Source organism: Duncaniella sp. B8 (assembly GCF_005304985.1).
Taxonomy (GTDB): Bacteria; Bacteroidota; Bacteroidia; order Bacteroidales; family Muribaculaceae; genus Duncaniella; species Duncaniella muris.
In genome coordinates this window covers 2577248-2600154 of the sequence record NZ_CP040121.1, presented here as the reverse complement: position 1 = coordinate 2600154, position 22907 = coordinate 2577248, and the positions used below count along the sequence as shown (strand labels likewise).

15 protein-coding genes and 6 tRNA genes are annotated in these 22907 nt (G+C 48.3%); 9 read left to right on the top strand and 12 right to left on the bottom strand.

Annotated elements, in window-relative coordinates; all coding sequences use genetic code 11:
* Positions 1 to 80 precede the first annotated feature (80 nt).
* Both FDZ78_RS10995 and gyrA read right to left on the bottom strand, forming a co-directional pair.
* Positions 81 to 1307 carry a lipopolysaccharide assembly protein LapB gene (locus FDZ78_RS10995; RefSeq protein ID WP_124075521.1) on the bottom strand — a complete coding sequence of 409 codons (1227 nt, stop codon included), beginning with the start codon at positions 1305 to 1307 and terminating at the stop codon, positions 81 to 83.
* A gap of 30 nt (positions 1308 to 1337) precedes the next feature.
* Entirely contained in the window at positions 1338 to 3962 is a 2625-nt protein-coding gene (gene gyrA / locus FDZ78_RS10990) for a DNA gyrase subunit A (RefSeq protein ID WP_107033346.1), read from the bottom strand.
* A 250-nt stretch (positions 3963 to 4212) separates the two neighbouring features.
* On the opposite strand from gyrA, the gene FDZ78_RS10985 reads away from it, so the two are divergent.
* Complete coding sequence (locus FDZ78_RS10985; protein ID WP_136409176.1) at positions 4213 to 6825, top strand: ATP-dependent Clp protease ATP-binding subunit; 2613 nt, start codon at positions 4213 to 4215, stop codon at positions 6823 to 6825.
* 109 nt (positions 6826 to 6934) lie between these two features.
* On the opposite strand, the gene FDZ78_RS10980 is transcribed toward FDZ78_RS10985, so the two are convergent.
* The 6 genes from FDZ78_RS10980 to FDZ78_RS10955 all read right to left on the bottom strand — a co-directional run bounded on the left by FDZ78_RS10980 (position 6935) and on the right by FDZ78_RS10955 (position 15270).
* Positions 6935 to 8530, bottom strand: coding sequence for a hypothetical protein (locus FDZ78_RS10980; RefSeq protein WP_124075520.1), 1596 nt, complete (start codon positions 8528 to 8530; stop codon positions 6935 to 6937).
* A gap of 315 nt (positions 8531 to 8845) precedes the next feature.
* Positions 8846 to 10627 carry a hypothetical protein gene (locus FDZ78_RS10975; RefSeq protein ID WP_136408553.1) on the bottom strand — a complete coding sequence of 594 codons (1782 nt, stop codon included), beginning with the start codon at positions 10625 to 10627 and terminating at the stop codon, positions 8846 to 8848.
* Positions 10628 to 10916: 289 nt separating this feature from the next.
* Complete coding sequence (gene lepA / locus FDZ78_RS10970; RefSeq protein ID WP_123400186.1) at positions 10917 to 12704, bottom strand: translation elongation factor 4; 1788 nt, start codon at positions 12702 to 12704, stop codon at positions 10917 to 10919.
* Between the two features lie 74 nt (positions 12705 to 12778).
* Positions 12779 to 13336, bottom strand: coding sequence for a hypothetical protein (locus FDZ78_RS10965; RefSeq protein ID WP_136408552.1), 558 nt, complete (start codon positions 13334 to 13336; stop codon positions 12779 to 12781).
* A 622-nt stretch (positions 13337 to 13958) separates the two neighbouring features.
* Positions 13959 to 14924 carry a transposase gene (locus FDZ78_RS10960; RefSeq protein ID WP_240740261.1) on the bottom strand — a complete coding sequence of 322 codons (966 nt, stop codon included), beginning with the start codon at positions 14922 to 14924 and terminating at the stop codon, positions 13959 to 13961.
* Positions 14899 to 15270 (bottom strand): transposase family protein, encoded by a 372-nt coding sequence (locus FDZ78_RS10955; RefSeq protein WP_107037111.1) that lies wholly within the window; start codon positions 15268 to 15270, stop codon positions 14899 to 14901. Before FDZ78_RS10955 ends, FDZ78_RS10960 begins: the two co-directional genes overlap by 26 nt.
* 30 nt (positions 15271 to 15300) lie before the next feature.
* Between FDZ78_RS10955 and FDZ78_RS10950 the strand changes: the two genes are divergently transcribed.
* Complete coding sequence (locus FDZ78_RS10950; protein ID WP_136408551.1) at positions 15301 to 15852, top strand: hypothetical protein; 552 nt, start codon at positions 15301 to 15303, stop codon at positions 15850 to 15852.
* 125 nt (positions 15853 to 15977) lie between these two features.
* On the opposite strand, the gene FDZ78_RS14910 is transcribed toward FDZ78_RS10950, so the two are convergent.
* From FDZ78_RS14910 to FDZ78_RS10935, 3 genes are all read right to left on the bottom strand, one after another.
* Complete coding sequence (locus tag FDZ78_RS14910; RefSeq protein WP_255575943.1) at positions 15978 to 16100, bottom strand: hypothetical protein; 123 nt, start codon at positions 16098 to 16100, stop codon at positions 15978 to 15980.
* 118 nt (positions 16101 to 16218) lie between these two features.
* A complete protein-coding gene (locus FDZ78_RS10940; protein ID WP_136408549.1) occupies positions 16219 to 16593 on the bottom strand; it encodes a hypothetical protein in 375 nt (124 codons plus the stop codon).
* 14 nt (positions 16594 to 16607) lie between these two features.
* The gene (locus FDZ78_RS10935) at positions 16608 to 17501 is read right to left on the bottom strand and encodes an IS1595 family transposase (RefSeq protein WP_136408548.1); all 894 of its coding nucleotides are present in this window, start codon (positions 17499 to 17501) and stop codon (positions 16608 to 16610) included.
* A gap of 422 nt (positions 17502 to 17923) precedes the next feature.
* Between FDZ78_RS10935 and FDZ78_RS10930 the strand changes: the two genes are divergently transcribed.
* A tRNA-His gene (locus tag FDZ78_RS10930) sits at positions 17924 to 17997 on the top strand.
* A gap of 58 nt (positions 17998 to 18055) precedes the next feature.
* Here FDZ78_RS10930 and gpmA read toward each other — a convergent pair.
* Complete coding sequence (gene gpmA, locus FDZ78_RS10925; protein ID WP_136408547.1) at positions 18056 to 18745, bottom strand: 2,3-diphosphoglycerate-dependent phosphoglycerate mutase; 690 nt, start codon at positions 18743 to 18745, stop codon at positions 18056 to 18058.
* 226 nt (positions 18746 to 18971) lie between these two features.
* On the opposite strand from gpmA, the gene FDZ78_RS10920 reads away from it, so the two are divergent.
* From FDZ78_RS10920 to FDZ78_RS10895, 6 genes are all read left to right on the top strand, one after another.
* Positions 18972 to 19044 (top strand) — tRNA-Gly (locus FDZ78_RS10920).
* 44 nt (positions 19045 to 19088) lie between these two features.
* Positions 19089 to 19164, top strand: a tRNA-Gly gene (locus FDZ78_RS10915).
* A 34-nt stretch (positions 19165 to 19198) separates the two neighbouring features.
* Positions 19199 to 19282 (top strand) — tRNA-Leu (locus FDZ78_RS10910).
* Between the two features lie 77 nt (positions 19283 to 19359).
* Positions 19360 to 19432 (top strand) — tRNA-Gly (locus FDZ78_RS10905).
* A gap of 41 nt (positions 19433 to 19473) precedes the next feature.
* Positions 19474 to 19557, top strand: a tRNA-Leu gene (locus tag FDZ78_RS10900).
* A gap of 200 nt (positions 19558 to 19757) precedes the next feature.
* Positions 19758 to 22904 (top strand): TonB-dependent receptor, encoded by a 3147-nt coding sequence (locus FDZ78_RS10895; protein WP_136408546.1) that lies wholly within the window; start codon positions 19758 to 19760, stop codon positions 22902 to 22904.
* The last annotated feature ends 3 nt before the right edge of the window (positions 22905 to 22907 follow it).

Below are 22907 nucleotides of genomic sequence, written 5' to 3'. Positions count from 1 at the left end.
GTTATGAAACCGGCCGCTAAAAACCTTCCGGTCCGGGCTTCGGTTTCATAACTTTTTATGAATTGTCAGCTTCCGGGATATTACTGTCCCAGAAGATTTTCGACACGCAGAAGATTCTCACCGTCATTAAGAACATAGTAGATGTTCTTGAGATAGCGGAGAGCATCAGTCTGCTCGCTGTCGAGCTGATAAGCCTTTTCGAGATATTTTACGGCTTCAAGAAGGATGGGACGCATGGTCTCATAGTTGTACTTGTTGTACTCGTTCTGCGGCATGTTGGCAGCAGCCTGGTCAAGAGCGTCATATTCCTGCACAAGCATACGTCCGTAGTAGAGGTTGTTGTAAGCGTTTTCGCTGTCAAGTTCAACAGCCTTCTTGTAAGCATTCTTGGCTGCGATAGTGTCATTCTGCTGTTCTTTGAGCACACCGAGCGACAGATAGTAAGTGCCGTTGTTCGGATCAGAAGCAATCGCATTGTTGAGCATGTCGGTAGCCTTGTTATATTCCTTACGTTCAATGTAGCTGTTGACCAGACGCTGGAGGAAGGCGGGATTTGAGGTTCCGAACTTATCAAATGCAATCTGAGAGTAGCGGAGCTTGCGTTCCTCGTCGTTCATCTGATATGCCACACTATAGGCATAGTCATAAGCTGCGGGTTCGTCATAGCCCACAGTAAGAAGCTGGTCAAATGACTCGGCTGCCTGCGGAAGCATTTCTGCCTGCCATGCGGCAAGAGCGCGGTTATATTCGATTGACGAAGCTGTAGAGTCGGGGAGTGCGGCGGGGGCGTTCTTTCCGAAGCGGGGATTTGCAGGGATGGCGAGATAGTCGGTGAAAGCCTCGTATGCTTTGCCGAATTCACGTGATTCCCAGAATGCGGCGCCTGCGTTCAGAAAGTCATTGGCATGGCCGGTGATCTGGCTCACGATATCTTTTGAGAGTTTGGTCTTGACCTTGCCTTTGGCATCGACAACAGTGTCACAGTCAAGGGCCTTGAGACCATAGTTATATCCGTCAAGAAGCGCGTTGCCCATGTCGACGAGGCTAACATCCTGGCCGATGGTCTTCTTGGCAAAGAGATCGTCATAGAGTTTAAAACCGGCTTTTCCGGGAATCCAGTAAGTGTTTGCTTCTTTCTCAGTTTCAGGATTTGAAAAGGCGGGAGTGATTGCCTTAATCGCTTTCTGATAAGCGGCATAAGTAGAGGCATTCTTGAATTCCTTTTCAGCTTCCTTCACCACGGCTACCTGAGCTGTCATTGAGGAGGCAGCGAGCAACCCAAAGGTTAAGACGCAGATTTTTTTCATAATGGAAAGTTAATATTAGGGGATTAATGATTATTCTTCGCTTTCTTCGGCGATCTCTTCGTCGAATTCGTCATCTACCTCTTCTTCAACGATATCAGCATCAAGAAGTTCAGCTTCGGTCATTTCCGGAGCTATGTCCTGGGCCTCAACCTGTTCAACTTCCTCTTCAGGATCGGTATCTACGCAGCAGACAGAGGCGATCGTATCATTGCGCTTGTCAAGGTTTATGATGCGCACACCCTGTGTCGCACGGCCCTGCTGACGAATGTCGGCCACATGGATGCGAAGGGTGATGCCGCTCTTGTTGATGATCACGAGGTCATTGTCGTCACAGACACTCTCGATGGCCACAAGCGCGCCGGTCTTTTCAGTGATGTTCATGGTTCTGACACCCTTTCCGCCACGGTTGGTGACACGGTAGACAGGCACTTTTTCGCTTTCGCCGGCCTCGTTGGTCACGGTGGTGTCAAGCGGTGTGCGCTTGCCATAGCCGCGTTCACTGAGTACCATGACATCATTGGTTGTGTCAGCCGGCATGCAGATCATGCCTACAACCTCGTCATCATCACCGTCAAGAGTCATGCCGCGGACTCCGGCCGACATACGGCCCATCTCACGCACCTTGCTTTCAGGAAAGCGGATAGCGCGACCGTTGCGGTTGGCCAGAAGGATCTCGCTGTTGCCGTCTGTCATCTCGACTGCGAGCAGTTCGTCGCCCTCGCGGATGATGATGGCGTTGACACCCTTGGATCGCGGACGTGAGTACGCTTCAAGGCGGGTTTTCTTTATGACGCCCTTCTTGGTGGCAAACACAAGATTGTGGGTGTTGACGAATTCCGAATCTCCGAGCGACTTGGTGCAGATAAATGCCTTGACGCAGTCGTCAGAGTCTATATTGAGCATGTTCTGGATAGCGCGGCCTTTTGAATTCTTAGCTCCTTCGGGAATTTCATAGACCTTGAGCCAATAGCAGCGGCCCTTCTGGGTGAAGAAGAGCATTGAATTGTGCATCGAGGCAGGATAAATGTGCTCGATGAAGTCTTCGTTGCGTGTATCAGAGCCCTTTGCGCCGACACCTCCGCGGTTCTGGGCGCGGAATTCGCTGAGCTGTGTGCGCTTGATGTAACCGAGATGCGAGATGGTGATGATCATGTCATCATCGGCATAGAAATCCTCAGCGTTGAAATCGCCGGCGGTATAGTCTATGTCAGTGCGGCGGGCATCGCTGTAGCGGTCACGCACTTCGATGAGTTCGCTCTTTATGAGTTCGCGGCAGGTAGCGTCATCTGACAGAATCAGTTCCAGACGGGCTATTTCCTGTTCGAGAGTCTCGTATTCATTGCGGAGCTTATCCTGTTCGAGTCCTGTGAGCTGACGCAGACGCATTTCGACGATGGCGGCGGTCTGCGGGTCTGTCAGGCCGAAGCGATCGCGCAAGGCATCACGGGCGCTCTGGGTGTCGGAAGCTGCGCGGATAATGCGGATCACCTCGTCAATGTTCTGCGAGGCTATGATCAGACCTTCGAGTATATGGGCGCGCTCCTGGGCTTTGTTAAGTTCGAATCTGGTACGGCGTATCACCACATCATGGCGGTGAGCCACAAATTCAGAGATCAGATCCTTAAGATTCAGAGTCTTGGGGCGACCGTTGACCAGGGCCACATTGTTGACGCTGAACGAGGCCTGCATCTGAGTCATCTTATAGAGCTTGTTTAGCACCACATTTGCATTTGCATCGCTCTTGAGCTTGATGACTATGCGCATACCTTTATAATTACTCTCGTCGTTGATGTCAGCGATACCGTCGAGTTTTTTATCAGTGACAAGAGTGGCTATATAGGCGATAAGTTCGGCCTTATTGACACCGTAGGGTATTTCGGTGACAATTATATTCTCATGATTGTCCTCTACCTCAATCTCGGCTTTAGAGCGGATAACGATTCGGCCGCGACCGGTCTCATAAGCTTCCTTTACGCCATTGTAGCCATAGATTGTACCTCCTGTGGGGAAGTCAGGGGCCGGGATGTATTGCATCAGACCTTCGATGTCGATGTCAGGATTGTCGATATAGGCCACACAAGCGTTGATCGACTCTCCGAGATTATGTGTCGGCATGTTGGTGGCCATACCGACAGCGATGCCGGAAGCGCCGTTGACGAGAAGATTCGGAAAGCGGGTAGGAAGCACTACCGGCTCCTTGCGGGAGTTGTCATAGTTGGGCTGGAAATCCACGGTGTCACTACCGATGTCGGCCAGCATTTCTTCACCGAGCTTTTCAAGACGCACCTCAGTATAACGCATTGCCGCAGCGCCGTCACCGTCGACCGATCCGAAGTTTCCATGACCGTCGACAAGTGTGTTGCGCATGGCCCAGGGCTGCGCGAGACGCACCACGGTGCCGTAGATAGAGGAGTCGCCGTGGGGATGGTACTTACCCATGACCTCGCCGACGCAGTTGGCCGACTTCTTGTGGGGGCGGTCAGAGGTGTTGCCCATCTCATTCATCCCGTAAAGCACACGGCGGTGCACAGGTTTGAGACCGTCGCGCACATCAGGGAGCGCACGCGACACGATCACCGACATCGAATAGTCGATGTAGGCGTTCTTCATCTCGTTTTCTATATTAATTTTAATTATACGATCTTCTTCAATCATGTGTTTGAACGTGTTTAAAAACCGAGTATTTTCCCCACAAAGGTACGAATTATTTTACAAAAATCGTATCTTTGCCGATCAAGAATTGTTTTTTAATTGTTATTATGATATCACTGACCACCGTTAGCGAAGTTTGGCACAATTTTTGTAGTGTCAATCCATGTCAGTGACATTTATCCGACTCAACAATTACGGGACACTGACACACCCTACCCCTCTTTCATCACTTAACAAGAAAGGTAAATTTCAGATGGACACTGTTTATTCACAGAATTTCAAGGAGATCATAAGCGACTCTCCCAGACAGGCCGCCCGCCATAACACCCGCTATGTCATGCCGGAACACCTGCTGCTGTCGCTTCTCTCCGATATTGAAGGCGAGCCGGCACGCCTGATCGACCGTGCAGCCAAGGGCGCCTCTGCCTATGAGCTGAGAGAAAATCTCGACAAGGCCCTCTTCAACGCCGCTACTGACGCCGACTATCAGGGCACCGTAGGCATTTCTGATGTCAGTCTCAGCGATCTGACCGGACGCATTATCAAACTTAGTGCGCTCGAAGCCCGTATGCTCAAAAGCAACGAAGTTGACGCCACCCACCTGCTGCTGGCAATTTTCCACAATTCCGATGCTCAGAATTCGGAATTCATGACCGCTTTCCACCGCGCCGGCATTACCTACGAGGCCATATATCGCCTGCTGGCCACCGATTCAGATCTTGCCACTCCGCTCAACGCCGACTTCGCCGAAGAAGACGAGGACGATGAGATGCCGCCACGCTCTTCCGCTCCTCAAGGCGGACAGCAGAGTTCGTCGGCTTCAGGCAAACGCCAGGGCACCCCAACAGCTCAGCGCCGTGGCAACGACACTCCGGTGCTCGACAAATACGGCAACGACATGACTCTTGCCGCTGAAGAAAACCGCCTCGACCCGGTGGTGGGACGCGATGTCGAAATCGAGCGCCTGGCCCAGATCCTCAGCCGCCGCAAGAAAAACAATCCGGTGCTCATCGGCGAGCCTGGCGTAGGAAAATCAGCCATCGTCGAAGGCCTGGCCCTGCGCATAGTCCAGCGCAAGGTCTCGCGCATTCTCTTCGGTAAGCGCGTTGTGTCGCTCGACATGGCCTCGATCGTGGCCGGAACCAAATATCGCGGACAGTTCGAGGAACGCATCAAGGCCATACTCGACGAGCTTTCGAAAAACAAAGACATCATCCTCTTCATTGACGAACTCCACACCATAGTAGGTGCCGGAAATGCCGCCGGATCAATGGATGCCGCCAACCTTCTCAAACCGGCTCTGGCGCGAGGCGAGATCCAGTGCATCGGAGCCACAACTCTTGACGAATACCGTAAGAACATCGAAAATGACGGTGCTCTCGAACGCCGTTTCCAAAAAGTGATGGTCGAGCCGACCACCGCAGAGGAGACACGCATTATCCTTGACAACATCAAAGACAAGTATGAGGAGCACCACAATGTCAATTATACCCCCGAAGCACTCGATGCCTGCGTGCAGCTGACCGAGCGCTATGTCTCCGACCGAAATTTCCCCGACAAGGCCATTGATGCGATGGACGAGGCCGGCAGCCGTGTGCACGTCACCAACATCGCCGTGCCCAAGGAAATCGAGCAGCTCGAACAGCGCATTGAGGAGGTGGCCGCACAGAAACTCCGCGCCGCCCAGTCGCAGAACTTCGAGAAGGCTGCTTCATACCGCGACCAGGAGCAGCAGCTCAAAGCCACCCTCGAAGAATCGAAAGCCCGCTGGGAGGAACAACTCAATGCGATGCGCGAGACCGTCGATGCCGAAAAAGTGGCCGAAGTGGTAGCCATGATGACCGGTGTGCCCGTCCAGCGCATAGCCCAGGCCGAAGGCAAGCGTCTCAAAGAGATGGCTCCCACTCTCAAAGGCAGCATCATCGGACAGGATCCGGCTATCGAAAAGGTGGTCAAAGCCATCCAGCGCAACCGCATCGGTCTGAAAGACCCCAACAAGCCGATCGGCACCTTCCTCTTCCTCGGCCCGACCGGTGTAGGCAAGACCCACCTGGCCAAGAAACTCGCGGAATACATGTTTGATTCGGCCGACACTCTGATCCGCATCGACATGAGCGAATACATGGAGAAGTTCACCGTCTCCCGCCTCGTCGGAGCGCCTCCCGGATACGTAGGCTATGAGGAGGGCGGACAGCTCACTGAAAAAGTGCGCCGCCACCCCTACTCCATAGTCCTGCTTGACGAGATAGAAAAGGCTCACCCTGACGTATTCAACCTCCTGCTCCAGGTGATGGACGAAGGCCGCCTGACCGACTCGCTCGGCCGCCGCATCGACTTCAAGAACACTATCATCATCATGACCTCCAACATCGGTTCGCGCCAGCTCAAAGACTTCGGCAGCGGCATAGGCTTCGCCTCACCGTCGTCAAATGACAAGGACTATAGCCAGAGTGTGCTCCGCAAAGCCCTCAACAAGGCTTTCGCTCCGGAATTCCTCAACCGCATCGACGATGTGATCATGTTCGATTCTCTGTCAAAAGAGGCTATCTTCAAGATCATAGACATCGAGCTGGCAGGCTTCAACAAGCGTGTCAAAGAACTTGGCTACACACTGACAATCACTGACGAGGCCAAGAACTTCATTGCCGAAAAGGGCTACGACGCCAACTATGGCGCCCGTCCGCTCAAACGCTCCATTCAGAAGTATCTCGAAGACAAACTCGCTGAGCTGATCATCGACGCCTCTATCTCGGCCGGCGACGAGATCTTCGTCTCCTACCATCCCGGAGCCGAAGAACTCGACACTGAGATACGCCGTCCGTCAGCCCCCGCCCGGGCCGACAGTCTGACAGACGGGCAGGCATAATAGCAAACCTGATCTGCAGAATATCAACCAAAAAGATCGGCGGGCCTCCAGCGAGGTCGCCGATCTTATGTCTGATAGAGTTTCGATTTCTATTTCAGCAGATTCCTGATTACTTTACAAGCACCTTCACTGCCTTCGAGCCCTGGCGCTTGATGTAGATGCCGGGGGCAAGATTCTCGCCATTGACGCGGACACCCTGGAGGCTATACCATTCAACAGGTGCGTTTTCGTCAGCGACAACATCTGCAATACCTGACTCCGATGTCGGCATGCTCCAGTTTGCGGCTACGAATTTGGTAGTGCCGAATGTAATGTGGAAGTCTACACGGTCTTTATAGTATTTGACATCTGTAAAGGTCGGATTATAATATATACTCGGATTAGACTGAGCGTCGACGTTTTTTACATGTGTGTTGAACTGTTCTCCATCAGGAAGCTTGACAGTCAGAGACTTGTTTGAAGGCTTGTCAGTGCCGACATAATCATCAGCCACGCGTATTGCAGCGGTTGCTATTGGGCCTCCTTCCGCCGGGTTCGCAGCAACAGTCTTTCCGCTGATAGTAAACGGAATATTATAGCCTGACCTGCCGAAGTTGTAGACCACAACAGTGGTTTCATCAATCATATCAACATAGGTCGGCACTGTTTCATAAACACTTGTAGGATTACTATAAACGGCATAGTCCATGTCCACGAGTCGACCTTTTGGCACAGCGGGACCTTCTGCTTCTATAACTGCAAAACCGGTCTGATCGCCGAACTTAGTGTTGATATAGACTTTATAGCGTGCAGACTGAATGGTTTCGGAGCCTTCGATAACAACAGCATAGCTACCGGCCGTTTTCACGGCAAGAGCCCCGGTTTTGGTCTGGCCGGAAGCATCCTGAAGGCTGAATGTGGCACCTTCGATGACCTGATATGAGTCCGGATCATCTGAACTGACCCCAGCGGTGAATACCACAGGAGCTTTTCCGTCAGCACCTGCGCTACCTACCTTAAATGAAACAGCAGCTTCAGATCCGGCGAAATAGCTCAGTTTAAACGAATTGTCGCTACCAATTTCAACCGGGCTGAAAGAATCCTTGAACAATTCAGCACCCGATGCTGTCTGATAAGCCACATCTACGCCTTCACGGTCCTCAACAACAGACATATTAAAAACAACAGCGCCATAATCACGTCTTGTATCCATCAAATCAGGACCATTGGGTGTTTTATACAGAAAATAAGTCACTATACTCACTTCATACTCAGCCAGTCTCTGTGTCTGAGTAAAAGTTTCGCTTTTCAGCTTCACCCCATTAAGTTTTCCATTGATACATGAATACAGAAGACCGTCAACAAGAATCTGGTTCATCTCTTCATTGGCATCCTTATATTCCTTGATGGTAGTAAGGTTGAAGCGGCAGTTCTGACCATCCTTATCCTTAAGCACAAACAGGCCAGGTGTCTTTATGTCCGGGAAAGCCAGCACATTGTCTTTGATGGTAAATTTCAGATCATATATTGAATTCTGATATTTTTTCAGAGTATAGGACCCGTCTTCATTCTTCACTAATTCATTTGTGGTCGGATTAAACAGCTCCTCCTGAAGTTCTGTGGCAGTAGTACTGCCTATCTTATAATATTTGACTGATACATCGTCAGCCTGGGCGGCAGCACTACCGAGCAACAAGCCCACAATCGGGAGTAAAAACTTCTTCATAAGCAAAAAAGTGTTTGGTTAAAATTAGATTTATTGTGAATTTGATATCAATATCTCTGTTTCGCTGTAAAGTTGAGAAGTTTTTTTTTGTTTTGCAACTTTTTGCTACAAATTTTTTAATTTTTGTAGAGTTTTGTTTAACGATCTGTCAATCTGACACGATTCAACATGCCATCTGCTATCAATCTGTCATTTTTGATGACCTTTTTCCAACAGATTGACACACCTCGTGATCAAGCGCCCAAAATCAAGCCGGCACCCCCGAATCGGGAATGCCGGCTTCTTTATCATTCAGTTCAAAAAACTGCCTGCCGATTACTTCACGAGCACCTTGACAGTCTTCGAGCCCTGGCGCTTCACGTAGATGCCGGGGGTCAGGTTTTCGCCGCTGACACGGATACCCTGAAGATTAAACCACTCAGCAGGAGCATTCTCAGAATCGGTAATAATATCTGCAATGCCCGACTGGTCAGCCTTAGGCTCCCACTCTACTCTGTAGTTCACATTGTTTTCATCCTGGAAATAGACTGCATATACCTTGCGCACACCGTTACCGTCTTTATAATGACAGACATCAGGCATACCCCAGAGATCCAGATCAGGAGCATGGTCATAAACCTCGATTTTAGGGCTGAAAATCATGTATCCGCCTTTGCCGTCGTCAAGTCTGGACTCAAGAACCGCTCTCGGATAGTCGGGAATAGTTACAATCTTATGCGTATTGCTTTCTACAAGATTGTCCTTGTCATCAAGCACCTGGTCCCATTTGCCGAAACCGGCGGCAAGATCAAGCTCCTGGAAAGCGGAAAAAGAGTCATCGCTGTTCGGCTCTTTTGGCTCGCTCAACTGGAATGCCACATTAAAGCCTGAACTAAGGAAGTCATAGGCCACAAAATTATTATTGTCTATTATATCAATGTGAGAATCATATTCACTGATTTTATTCCAGTCGTAGCTCTTCATTTCATAGAAAGTCAGAGTGTTGACAGCGCCTTTCTTAAGCGGGGTTCCGTTCATCTCAAACACTGTATAACCGGTGACATCGCCGACTTTTATGTCGACATAAGCCTTATAGTGAGCCTTGTTCAATGAATATTCCTCGATCTGCTCGGCATAGCAACCCGCAGGACGCACCATAACCGGACCGGTAACAGTCTGACCGCCTGCTGTGACAAGGCTATAGACGGCTCCTTCAAGCTCCTGATACTGTTCGGGATCTTTCGCACTGTCGAAGCCCTCGGTAAACACAACTGATGACTTGCCGGCAGCCACTTCATCACCCGTGGTCTTCAGGCCGATCTTCACTCCTGAATTCAGGAAGTTATACACGCTGGTCGAACGGTCTTCTCTGTGGAGAATAACGCTCTTGGTATCCTCAAACAGCTTATTGTCCGACGAATCTACATATGAAACATTGACCGGATCACTCGGAATAGTCATGTCAAAGATAGCCCATCCCGAAAGTTCTTTTTCGCTATACGCCGGATTTTCGTTTCCGTATTCATCAACCTTATTGCCCACGGGAATACGGAATCTGTTGGCAACCCATATTCTATAATGCTTACCTTTGTCATCCTCGCCCTTAAATTCAGCAACCGAATGATTTCTATAAATTATCACCGGAAAAGAAAGTTCCTTCTTCGGCACAGGAATATACTGACCGAGACTATAATACACATAGCCGTCAACAGGCATCACCTTATACATATACGGGTCCTCAGTGCCGGGTATAAGCACCTCATATTTAGCTTCTGCAGAATTTTCGACAGAGCTCGTATAGACTGGAGGAGCGAAATCAAGTATAGGCGAGTTCCATACTTCTTTCGGAAAACGAGTCCTGTATCCCTCATCTCCGTTATAGACTTTTCTTGTGCCGTCTACCGAAAATGTGAGATCAAGTTCTGAATTTAAAAATTTCTTTACCGTATATGTCCCGTCTTCATTGATTATCAGTTCATGATCTATCGGATCAAAGATCTTTTTGTCAGCAAATCTCCAATAGCTGGGAACCTCATAGCAGTTGATGGTGACCACATCAGCCTGAGCACCGGCAATTCCACAAAGAAGCCCTGCAACCGGAAGTAAAAATTTCTTCATGACCAGGAATGTTATAGATTTAGGTTGATTTATTAGATGTTGTTTTAAACTATCGCTTAATCTGTTATATTTTTTAAGTTCAGCCGTAAAGGTGAGAATTTTTTTTGGCTTTTGCAACTTTTTGACACAGAATTTAAGCATTCTATCAATTTTTGCTCACAAACTACTCGTCGCATGTTTCCTTTCGCCCCGGAAATCTGACAATATGTCACGCCCGAAGAAAATAAGAGAGAGACACCGTAACGGCATCTCTCTCCATGCTTTTTTGATATCCTTACTATAATAGGTGTCAGTCCAGTTTCAGCACTGCGAGGAATGCTTTCTGCGGCACTTCCACCGAACCGATCTGCTTCATGCGCTTCTTACCTTTCTTCTGCTTTTCGAGCAGTTTGCGCTTACGCGAGATGTCACCGCCGTAACACTTGGCCGTCACATCCTTGCGCACGGCCTTGATAGTCTCGCGGGCTATGATCTTGGCACCGATGGCCGCCTGAATAGCGATGTCGAACTGCTGGCGGGGTATCAGTTCCTTGAGTTTCTCACACATGCGGCGCCCGAAGGTCACGGCATTGTCCACATGGGTAAGAGTTGACAGAGCGTCCACACTCTCTCCGTTGAGCAGAATGTCAAGCTTGATCAGTTTCGACTCGCGGAAGTCATGCAGATGATAGTCAAACGAGGCATAGCCCTTCGAGATGCTCTTGAGTTTGTCATAGAAGTCGATCACGATCTCGCCGAGAGGCATGTCGAATATCAGCTCCATGCGGTTGCCTGAGATATATTCCTGCTTGACAAGCTCGCCGCGCTTCGCCAGACAGAGGGTCATGATCGGTCCGATATAATCGGCCGCAGTAATGATCGAGGCTCTGATATAAGGCTCTTCGATATGGTCTATGAGCGTTGCCTCCGGAAGACCGGAAGGGTTATGGACCTCGGTCATGTTGCCGTGCTTGTCAAAGACGCGGTAAGACACGTTGGGCACGGTCGTGATCACATCCATGTCAAACTCACGTCCGAGACGCTCCTGAATGATCTCCATGTGGAGCAGTCCGAGGAAGCCGCAACGGAAGCCGAAACCGAGAGCCATCGATGACTCTGGCTGGAATGTCAGCGAGGCGTCATTGAGTTGGAGTTTTTCGAGCGAGGAACGGAGATTTTCAAAATCTTCGGTCTCGATCGGGTAGACTCCGGCAAATACCATAGGCTTCACCTCCTCGAAACCGTCGATCGCCGCATCGCAGGGTGTGTTGACATGGGTGATCGTATCGCCCACTTTCACCTCGCGCGAGGTCTTGATGCCGGAAATTATATAGCCTACATTGCCGGCAGAGAGTTCCTGGCAGGGCTGCATGTCGAGTTTGAGCACCCCGATCTCATCTGCATTATACTGCTTGCCGGTAGCCACGAATTTCACGAAATCGTTCTTCCGGATCGTGCCGTTGACAATCTTGAAATAGGCAATGATACCGCGGAAGGGATTGAATACGGAGTCGAAAATCAGAGCCTGCAGCGGAGCCTGCGGATCGCCCTGGGGGGCGGGCACTCTCTCTACGATGGCACGCAGAATGTCAGGCACGCCTATACCGGTCTTGCCGCTGGCGCGGATCACTTCCGATGGATCGCAGCCGAGCAGGTCTACAATCTGATCTTCCACCTCATCGGGTTTCGCACTGTCGAGGTCCACTTTGTTGATGACCGGAATTATCTCCAGATCATTGTCAATCGCCATGTAGAGATTCGATATGGTCTGGGCCTGGATGCCCTGTGAGGCATCGACAATCAGCAGCGCGCCCTCGCAGGCCGCAATCGAACGCGAGACTTCATATGAGAAGTCAACGTGTCCGGGAGTGTCGATCAGGTTCAGGATGTAGTCCTCGCCATCAAGATGGAAGTTCATCTGTATGGCGTGGCTCTTGATAGTGATCCCTCGCTCACGCTCCAGATCCATGTCGTCAAGCACCTGTGCCTGCAGGTCCTTGGCGGCTACAGTATTGGTATATTCAAGCAGACGGTCGGCAAGAGTGCTCTTGCCGTGGTCAATATGGGCTATGATACAAAAATTGCGGATATTCTTCATAATTGGCTGCAAATTTAATGATCGTAATTATATACTATTTACACCAAAAAAGATATTAAATAGAGAGTGCAAAATTACTCTTGTTTTGACTCTTCATGAAAGATAGAATCGTTAGGCATAGAGCTATTTACAACTTTTTCAATTTTAGCGTCGCCTTTACCTCCAAACGTAAGTGTATACTGATTCTCAGAAAAATTCAGAATAAACATTAAACTGCATAAAAGTAGCATGAATATAAATGCACCAAGAACACTTTGAAGTGTCCCATGTATGTAACACTTCCATGTTGATGCCGGTTTTATCGGTTTAATGACTTCATCCATTAAAGCAAGGTGATTTTGATTCATATTATCCTCAACATCCTTTTTAGACTCTTCTAATGAGTTAGAGAGAAAAGTCTGCAAGATACATGAGGCTATGAATTTGTATCTGTCGAGACTATTTTGGGTACTACTTATGAGATTAAAAGGTTTAAGGTCTTCCTCTGTTGGCTCTGTACCCCCATTTTCATGCTTAAACTTTGTAATGTAGTCTATTTTATCTTCTTTGTATAAAGCATAAGCAATATGCCCTATAATGTCGGCTTTATCCTCTACCAGTTGAGAATATATGTAATTATAGTTTCTTGACATGAAGATTTATAGCTTTTTCAAAGGATTCTCTAATTTGTTTAGTTGAAATTGTTCTGGAGTGAATCACACCCATAACTGAAACAGATATATTTAACTCCGATGTCTGCATAATAACTTCACCATAGTTAATTTGGTTACTACGGCTTTGCTGAATAGTGCGTTTATTTGCTCTAATCACAGTATCTACAGAGATTTTACACATAGTTCGAGTCATATATTTTCTGCAAATTTACTAATTAAAAACAAATACAAGAGAAAAATACTCTTAGATTTAGCTATTTTTATAAAAATATACTACCTTTGTGTTACAAATCGAATGCTTGCGTTCTTTTGTAACATATAGCCTAATCGTCGTCGAACTACCACCTTGATATAAGATAAGGCTTACTGATAACTTTCCCAATGGGCGAGGTATGTCTACGCGCATAACGTAGAACCATGCTCATGGGAAAGTTGGCTGTGGTAGGCCACGACGACGTTGGGCTTCGGTTCTACGTTTTTCGTATGTATCGTTGCCATTTTACAGAATATTGTCTAACTAAATAATGTAAAATGGAAATAAAAGGCTCAAGCCGAAAGCACGGTGCATATGTTAAATTGGGCAATTAGAAGTGTTAAATTTTTAGGCGTAGAGTTTGACTAATCGGAAGATGAAGAAGTCGCGGTCCCGGACACCACGCATTTGTGAGCGAAATATTTTGACTTTAGAGTTGAATGCCTCGGCAGAGGCATTGGTCGCACGACGACGGAAATAGTTCAGGATTGTTGGGGCGTGGTTCTTGAATGTTTTGATTACCGAGCGGAAGTTGTTGTTACCCAATGCCATTACCTTTTCATACCACTTGTTCATCCTCCCCATGGCTTTTGTCGGTGAGATTTTAGCGTTGAAAATCTTGCGCAGCTCCATCGCAAGGCTGTATGCAGCCTTCAATATTGGATAGTATTTGAACAGTATGTTGACACGATGGCGCTGTATGTCAGTCCATTTGTTCTGCGACATCATCAGAGTGTGTTTGCTGCGAGCCAGTATCTGGCGCATGGTCTCTCCGTTGGAGTACGTTACCGGCGGTTCGGACTTGTTGCGGTTGTTTTCCTCTGCGATGAGCTGTCGGCGAATGTCAATGCGGATTTCGTCAACGGCCTCATTATAGACCTGTTGGACATGAAAACGGTCGTTGACTACATGGGCGTTATAGAACACTTCTGCGGCTATGAGCATCATTGATGGCGAGAGATCGCAGGTCACTTCCTTGACCCTGCGTCTGATTGATTTCTCCATAGCTCCGATGAGTATGGATATAATTTCGTCACTCTTTGTTCCGGGAATGGCTGCCGCAAGTGTTCCCTTGCCTCCGTGGCCGTCCTTGTTGGTCAGGAACGTCCATACCTCCCCGTTGCTCAGACACGTCTCATCAAGACTCATGTAAGGGCCGATATTATCGGCGTTGAAATAGAACCCACAGCCAAGCTCCTGTTCGCACCAGTCGGCGTAACCGCTTATCTTATTGCGGTACAAGTCGGCAAAATGTTTGCCGTTGACGCAGTACATCTGCGCTATCTGTTTAATCGACAGGGCTGTCGTCTCCACCTTCGTCTTTTAAAAAAGCCACGAACTCGGCGCTGAGTCGTGTTCCTTCCTCGTTGGGAAGTTCGAGATTGTAGCTGAAGATTTCGTTGGTCTGCCTGTCCCACCACTTGTTCTTGCGCATGTGAAGAAATACAGGCCGTCCACGCATCGGATAGTCCTGTATTGTTACATAATCCGTATAGCCTCGCGCTACGATATTTGGATTACGATAGTCTTCATCAGACAGTTTCTTCTTTTCGTCAAGCCATATGTCATAGGACTGTTCCGTGCGCTCGAAGCGCACCATTTCAAATAGTTCGTCCATGCCCTCGGGCAGGCACATCCATATTGCATCTGCGGTTTTCATGCCACAAATTTAACACTTTTCTCAAAATTCATGCACCGTGCTTTCGGCTTGACCCAAATAAAATTCAAGCAGTTGGTTCTTACCGTATTTTTCGCGGTATTGGCTCTAACAACAATGGCGCAAGTCCCGTCAAGTGCGGAGGAGAAACGCGCTGCATTACTCACTCCTGAATATTACACCAATTGGATAGGTGCTTCCTTTTTAACGATAGCGACTATCGAAAAGGAATTGGAGGTAACTCCAGCGCAAATCCTAAACTTAACTTTTTTCTATGATTTTGGAACCTGCTTTGTAGGTATGGAAGCCAATGAAAAAGGGGTAATCACCCAAATGACACTCCGTCTATTTGGTGAAGATGCTGATAACTTTGTCAAGAAGGCTTTGGATTATGGATATGAAAAAGTCGGTACGGGTAAAAATGTAAATATCCGGTCTAATACAGGCAAGATTGTTTCAGATGTGTACAATACTAATGTTATCCAATACCGAAAGACAACAAAAAACGGAAAGGTTTATTTGGATGTAGCGAATAGTGGCAGATATGCCAATGAATATGAAATAGCCATTTACAGAACCAAATAAGATGAAAGGCTGTGTTATTGCGATATTGTTTATCGTCCTTTTGTTTTTCGGGACTGCGGGTTGGATATGTGCTACGGTGGCAGGGATAATTTTGCTTGCATCAAGCAGTAAAAATAAAAAATAAATTACTTTTTCAATGTGCGTCCTGAGATTTTTACCAATTCATCAAAACCTTTCATTGCTTGCAGATGATTGTTGTAATCTTCAAACTCACTAAATGACATTTCCGCATCAACGAGTAAATCCATAACTTTATTTTTGGATAGCATTTTCAAATGGGGAACTTCTACACGGAGTTCTCCTTTTTTGAACAACGTACACTCTGTGAGAATTGCTGGTATGAAATCGTGTACTCCTAAAAAGTCCTCAACTATTCTCGTGTGGAAACAAGTGGGAGTATGGGTCTCTTGGTGGTGTGAGTTCGGCATATAATTCTACGATAATGGGTTCTTTAATTTTGACTTCAAATGATTCTTCGGTACGTTTCACCAATTCCTCATCTGCAAAGGTAGGTGGTTTTGCCGAATTTTCACTCACTTCCCAACCTCTATTTTTAAGATTGCGGTAATGAATACGTCCTGCAAGGTCTCTTTCAAGTCGGTCTTGCATATAGGCAAGTAATTTTTCAAAAGAAGTCATAACGTGGAACGCGCCTAATGCTGGACAGTAACTACAATACTCTCCCTCCTCGTGTATGGTTTTTTGTTTGAACATCACGAGTTTCACTGAAACTATTTCCATAAATGTAAAATATTTTATGTGCCGGTTATATCCGAATAGCCGACACGGATTAAATTTTTATCTATTATTTGATTGAATTTAGCTAATGGCGATTCCTTTCGAGTGTTATATGTGAACTCATATTCCGCACAATACTTATCAAGGTGCTTTTTACTTGGTCTATGGTAAGTTCCCATCATTGACCTTTTCAAATGTGACCATGCACCCTCAATAGTATTTGTATGGACATTACCACGCACATATTCCTTGATTTTATGTTTGACTATGCTATGTTCATAATCCGTATCAAGTTTTGTGTACGCCCGCCATTCGTCACTCATAATATGGGAACCTCCTTTTATCCTTTTGTGAATAATCGGCTCTAATGTTTTCCGCTTGGTGTTTTCCACCGGTATTATGGATAAACGACCTCTGCGTTGCACAGCTCCGAATACAGGAGTTTTATTTTCGGAACCCCTACCACGCTTCCCTTTCTTCTTACCACCTACATAAGTTTCATCAACTTCTACTATACCGCGTAATTGGTTGTCGGAATTACGATGTTCCAGCATATATCGTATCTTGTGCAAAAGATACCACGCTGTCTTTTGCGTTACACCGATTATTTTTGACAACTCAACGGAGCTAATGCCTTTCTTTGATAACGCGATTAAGTAGAATGTGAGAAACCATTTCTGTAAGGATATGTTAGAGTTCTCGAATATGGTGCCTGTCGTAACTTTGAACTGCTTTAGGCAATGTGCGCATTTGAATGTTTTGCCATTTTTATAGCGGTATATCTTTTGTGCATTGCAGCAATGCGGACAAATAGGTGAATTATTCCATCTGCGTTTCTCAAGATATTTTCGGCAGGCATCTTCATCGGGAAATTGTTTAAAGAAGTAGAAAAGATTATATTTTTCGCTCATATTTCACCGAAATTTGCTTAAAGTTAGTAAAAATCGGTGATATATCCAAATTTCTGAGTAACAAAATCTTAGGTTATTTTTATTGCAATAATCAGTCTAAAAGTCAGTATAAAGACCTTTAATTAGACAGAAAAGTGCAGGCCATATGCAGGAACATTCCACTTAAACGCCTTTATACTAACTTAGGTGTGTATTGTATATAATTGCGTTAATGATTTTTTTCCACATTTCCCCCACCTTATATAATAACATATGTAATGACGCTGCGTTTTCCCTCCATTTTCCTATCGGTCTCGGACCTTTTTTGCAGCCCATCGCAGCCTCGGCGCACCTCGCCACAAAAAAATAGCGCAAATTTTATTGAAAAATATTTGGTAGATTCAAAAAAACGCCCTACCTTTGCAGCGCAAAACCAAAACATGGTGAGCATAGCTCAGTTGGTTAGAGCGTCGGATTGTGGTTCCGAAGGTCGTGGGTTCGACCCCCACTGTTCACCCAAAGTGGTGATGAATCAGAAGATTCATCACCACTTTTCTCTTTCAATCCCCGCAATATTATTTAAGATATCGGTCAGACTCCACCGCCAGGCGATCGCTCAGACCGATGACACGTGGCACTCCGGTTGGGATCTCTTCCGCAACAATCTCCTCAGGTGTCTTCTTCAAAAGCATCATCACCAGCGCGCGAAGCGAGTTGCCGTGGGCCGCCACAAAGACAGTGCCATAGACCGCAAGCGCCGGCGCAATCAGCTCTTCCCAGCATGGTGCCACACGCCTGACCGTATCCTCAAGTGACTCCGTCAGCGGCAAGTCCTCCTCCGGAAGAGAGGCATAGCGCGGATCAGCCCCCGGATAGCGCTCGTCATTCACAGCCAAAGCCGGAGGCGCCACATCATAACTCCGACGCCAGATGTGCACCTGCTCATCGCCGAACTTAGCAGCCGTGTCAGCCTTGTTCAGCCCCTGCAATGCACCATAGTGGCGCTCGTTAAGGTGCCAGTCTTTCACCACCGGCAGCCACAGCCTGTCCATAGCGTCAAGCGTTATATCAAGAGTCTGGATGGCACGGCGCAGATAGGAAGTGAAACAATATCGCGGCTCAAGGCCTGACGCTGCTATCAGTTCCCCCGCCCTCCGGGCCTCTACGCGGCCTTTGGGCGAAAGTTCCACATCGGTCCATCCCGTAAAGCGGTTTTCAAGATTCCATTGGCTCTGCCCGTGTCGCAGAAGTATCAGTTTTTTCATACCTATTTTCTTCTAAAAAATAATCATTTATAGCAGAAACATCTCCGTGCGGCTTATAGTTGAAAGCGCAGCAATAATATTTAACATCAGTTCACATTCCACAACCCCCTCAGCGCTACTTTTGTTAACGACTATTAAATTAGCTAAGAATATTTGCACAGCCGAAAATAACTTCCTACCTTTGCATCGCAAAACGGAAATGACACCGTTTAAAGCCATCAGATTTGCGAAAATAGCTCAGTTGGTAGAGCACAACCTTGCCAAGGTTGGGGTCGCGGGTTCGAGTCCCGTTTTTCGCTCAAAGAGAACATTTAAAATACTTGTCTGTCGAGTTTTCGCACTTGCGAAAATAGCTCAGTTGGTAGAGCACAACCTTGCCAAGGTTGGGGTCGCGGGTTCGAGTCCCGTTTTTCGCTCCATCAAACCTTCAACAGAAATCTTGACAGACACCATGTCCGGGTGGTGGAATTGGTAGACACGCTACTTTGAGGGGGTAGTGGCCGTAAGGCTGTGTGAGTTCGAATCTCATCTCGGACACCTCGATTAAATCTGTAATGGATCGTTTTTCGACCGTTACTGATTTAAAACCACTTGTCTGTCGAGTCACCAAACTCGCGAAAATAGCTCAGTTGGTAGAGCACAACCTTGCCAAGGTTGGGGTCGCGGGTTCGAGTCCCGTTTTTCGCTCTAATGACAACCAACAGATGTCTTGACAGACAAACACCTATGTCCGGGTGGTGGAATTGGTAGACACGCTACTTTGAGGGGGTAGTGGCCGTAAGGCTGTGTGAGTTCGAATCTCATCTCGGACACCTCGAAAAATCCGCAACAGATCGTCTGACGATTATTGCGGATTTTTTATTTTATCCAGCCCCGCCCTCCACCCCGCCCCATTCGCTCCCTACTCCTCCGCATTGCATTTCATTGTCAGATTTCGGCTGTCTGTTTACACATACTTTTATCGTATTTGTTGCAATTTTACCTTTGTTGTCATAATTTGCAATAAACTACAATGAAATATCTTTCATCAGTTCTGTTCATCATACTTACAGGAAGTGCTTCTTTGTCCGCCAACACAAACACAATCATAGCGGAAGAACCGCTCACAGCACCTGTGACATCACCAGCCTATACTGTAACCGGCACAATAACCGATAAGACCGGCGAACCACTCCCAGGTGTTACAGTCAGAATCAGAAGAAATCCTAAAAAATCAGCCATCAGTGATGTCGACGGCAACTTCACTCTGCCTGACGTGCATGACAACGAAATACTTCTCGCATCCTATCTCGGATTCAAGACCGTAAAGATCCGCCTTGCCGACGGACGTGAGCGCTACGACATCAAGATGGAAGCAAACAGCTCTGTGCTTGACGAAGTTGTGGTGGTGGGCTATGCGGTCCAGAAAAAAGTTGACCTCACCGGAGCTATCTCTTCAATCGGCAGCGATGCTCTCAAAGACCGTCCTCTCACCAATGCTACAAACGCACTCGCCGGCCTCGCCTCAGGCCTTTCGGTGAGCAACTCAGGCGGCAATACCCCCGGATTCGAATCGCAGTCGATCCTTGTCAGAGGCCAGGGCACTCTCAACAACTCCGCACCTCTCGTTGTGGTCGACGGCATGACCGGAATAGCCCTCAGCGACATCAATCCTCAGGACATCGAAAACATCTCAGTGCTCAAAGACGCGGCATCGTCAGCCATCTACGGCTCAAGAGCCGCCAATGGTGTCATCCTCGTGACCACACGCCAGGGGGCTGAAGAATCTCCGAGAGTCACATACAGCGGCAACGTATCGTTCGAAACCGTGGCAAAACGCCTCAACCTCGTCACCGACTATGCCGATTTCATGGAGATCCAGAACGCCGGTCTCATTGTCAACGGACAAGCACCCCGCTTCTCTCAGGGGAAGATCGACGAATGGCGCAACGATGCCGGACGCAACCCCACCATCTATCCCAACACCGACTGGCAGGACCATATCTACAGAAATCCCTCGGTGGTACAGAACCACAATCTATCTGTCACGGGAGGATCGAAATCTGTCAGATACAACATCTCGCTGGGCTACGTCAACAACCCCGGCATGATATATTACACAGACTACAAGCGCTATCAGCTCCGCACCAACCTTGATGTCACCATCAAGCCCTGGCTCACCGTAGGCACCAATCTTTTCGGATATATCGACGAAAACAACCCGTCGTCTGAAAACGCGGCTGCCGGAGGCGATGTCATCTTCGGATCAGGCGCCTTCAACACCGTCCCCGGCATGACGCTCTACGATCCCGCCACCGGACTCTACGGCGGCATCCAGAATCCGGAGGAAGAAAACGTAAGCAACTTCAACCCCTATCGCCGCCAGTGGTTCTACGACACCGACTACCCCACCAAGACAAAACGGTCGGTAATCAAGCTCTACGCCATGCTCCAGCCGCTGAAAGGTCTGACAGTCAAAGGCTCGTTCTCCTACAATTACTGGGAGCGCAACATGGAACATCATCTGACTGACCGCGACCTCTACCGCTTCACATTCGACGGCCCGGTGCTGATACGCGAAGGCGTTGTCCGCACCTACATCCGCCGTTACAACTACCGCAACACCTTCCGCTCTTCGGAACTGACAGCCAACTATAGCTTCAACGTCAGCCGCCTTGAAGCATCAGTGCTTGCCGGCATGAGCCAGGAGTACAATAAATATGACCAGGACTACTTCATAAAGTATGATCTCGTAGATCCCTCGCTCGGAGCGATTGACGCCGGAACAACAAACGGCAGCATCACCGGAAACTACAACGAATGGGCCATGCGCTCATACTTCGGCCGCGTGAACCTCAACTGGGATGACAAGTATCTGCTCGAAGCCAATCTGCGCGCCGACGGCTCGTCGAAATTCGCTCCCGGAAAACGCTGGGGCTACTTTCCCTCAGTCTCAGCTGCATGGCGCATCTCGGAAGAAGGCTTCATGCACGGAACTGCTTCATGGCTCGACCAGCTGAAAATCAGAGCGTCTTACGGATCGCTCGGCAACAATGAGACCACCAGCTACTATATGTATCAGTCTCTCTTTGCCACCGCCAACTACATTCTCAACGGCAACATTGCCGGAGGCCTTGCCCAGACCGTGCTCGCCAATCCGGAACTCACCTGGGAGAAGACATATATGACCAACCTTGGCATTGACTACGCTTTCCTCAACAGCCGTCTGAGCGGATCTGTCGACATCTACAACAAGAACACCAAAGGAATCCTCATCTCACTCCCGGCACCGCTTGAACACGGCACCAGCACCGTCCCCAACCAGAATGCCGGCGAGGTCAACAACAAAGGCTTCGAATTTGACATCCACTGGAACGACCGCATAGGCAAAGTGTCCTATGACCTTGGCTTCAACATGGGATTTGTCACCAACAAGGTCACAAAATTCCAAGGCGACGTATCGTCGATCAGCGGAGTCTACAAGACCCAGGAGGGCAAGCCGATCAACCAGCTGTATGTCATCACCGTCGACCGCATTGTCCGCGATCAGGCCGATCTCGACTATGTGCAGTCACTCGTTGACCGCAACCCCGACTATTTCGCCACCTACCAGCGTCCGGAACTCGGCGACTTCCTCTATCGCGACGCAAACGGCGACGGCAAACTCGACACTGCCGACCGCGTGGAGATAGGCCACGGAACACTGCCGCGGCTCACCTACGGCGGCAGTCTCGGAATCAGATGGAACAACTTTGACTTCAGCATGCTCCTGCAGGGCGTTGGCAACCATCAGGTCTATTACAACAACCAGGCCTTCCGCTTCGTGACAGTCATGGGACAGTCACTAAACAAAGACATCACCGACAACGCCTGGACTCCGGAAAATCCCTACAATTCGAAATATCCGGTCCTGCGCAACAGTTCAAACGGCAGAAACAACATTGCCAGCGATGCTTTTGTCCACAACGCCGCCTATCTGAGATGCAAGAACATCCAGCTCGGCTACACCATCCCTCAGGAGATCACCAGAAAATTCTTTGTTGAAAACTTCAAGGTCTATGCCAGCATAGACAACCTCTTTACAATCACAGACTTTCCCGGTCTCGACCCGGAAGTCGGCGCCACAGTCGGCTATCCGTCGGTTCGCCAGTATTCGGTAGGTCTAAACGTTTCATTCTGACAT

Bases quoted from the DNA above. Each gene is read 5' to 3' on its own strand.
- FDZ78_RS10980 (WP_124075520.1), bottom strand. From the start codon at position 8,530: ATGAAGAAGTTTTTACTCCCGATTGTGGGCTTGTTGCTCGGTAGTGCT.
- FDZ78_RS10895 (WP_136408546.1), top strand. From the start codon at position 19,758: ATGAAATATCTTTCATCAGTTCTGTTCATCATACTTACAGGAAGTGCT.
- FDZ78_RS14910 (WP_255575943.1), bottom strand. From the start codon at position 16,100: ATGGATTTACTCGTTGATGCGGAAATGTCATTTAGTGAGTTTGAAGAT.
- FDZ78_RS10985 (WP_136409176.1), top strand. From the start codon at position 4,213: ATGGACACTGTTTATTCACAGAATTTCAAGGAGATCATAAGCGACTCT.
- FDZ78_RS10940 (WP_136408549.1), bottom strand. From the start codon at position 16,593: ATGGAAATAGTTTCAGTGAAACTCGTGATGTTCAAACAAAAAACCATA.
- FDZ78_RS10975 (WP_136408553.1), bottom strand. From the start codon at position 10,627: ATGAAGAAATTTTTACTTCCGGTTGCAGGGCTTCTTTGTGGAATTGCC.
- FDZ78_RS10935 (WP_136408548.1), bottom strand. From the start codon at position 17,501: ATGAGCGAAAAATATAATCTTTTCTACTTCTTTAAACAATTTCCCGAT.
- FDZ78_RS10955 (WP_107037111.1), bottom strand. From the start codon at position 15,270: ATGAAAACCGCAGATGCAATATGGATGTGCCTGCCCGAGGGCATGGAC.
- FDZ78_RS10950 (WP_136408551.1), top strand. From the start codon at position 15,301: ATGCACCGTGCTTTCGGCTTGACCCAAATAAAATTCAAGCAGTTGGTT.
- FDZ78_RS10995 (WP_124075521.1), bottom strand. From the start codon at position 1,307: ATGAAAAAAATCTGCGTCTTAACCTTTGGGTTGCTCGCTGCCTCCTCA.
- FDZ78_RS10965 (WP_136408552.1), bottom strand. From the start codon at position 13,336: ATGTCAAGAAACTATAATTACATATATTCTCAACTGGTAGAGGATAAA.
- gyrA (WP_107033346.1), bottom strand. From the start codon at position 3,962: ATGATTGAAGAAGATCGTATAATTAAAATTAATATAGAAAACGAGATG.
- lepA (WP_123400186.1), bottom strand. From the start codon at position 12,704: ATGAAGAATATCCGCAATTTTTGTATCATAGCCCATATTGACCACGGC.
- gpmA (WP_136408547.1), bottom strand. From the start codon at position 18,745: ATGAAAAAACTGATACTTCTGCGACACGGGCAGAGCCAATGGAATCTT.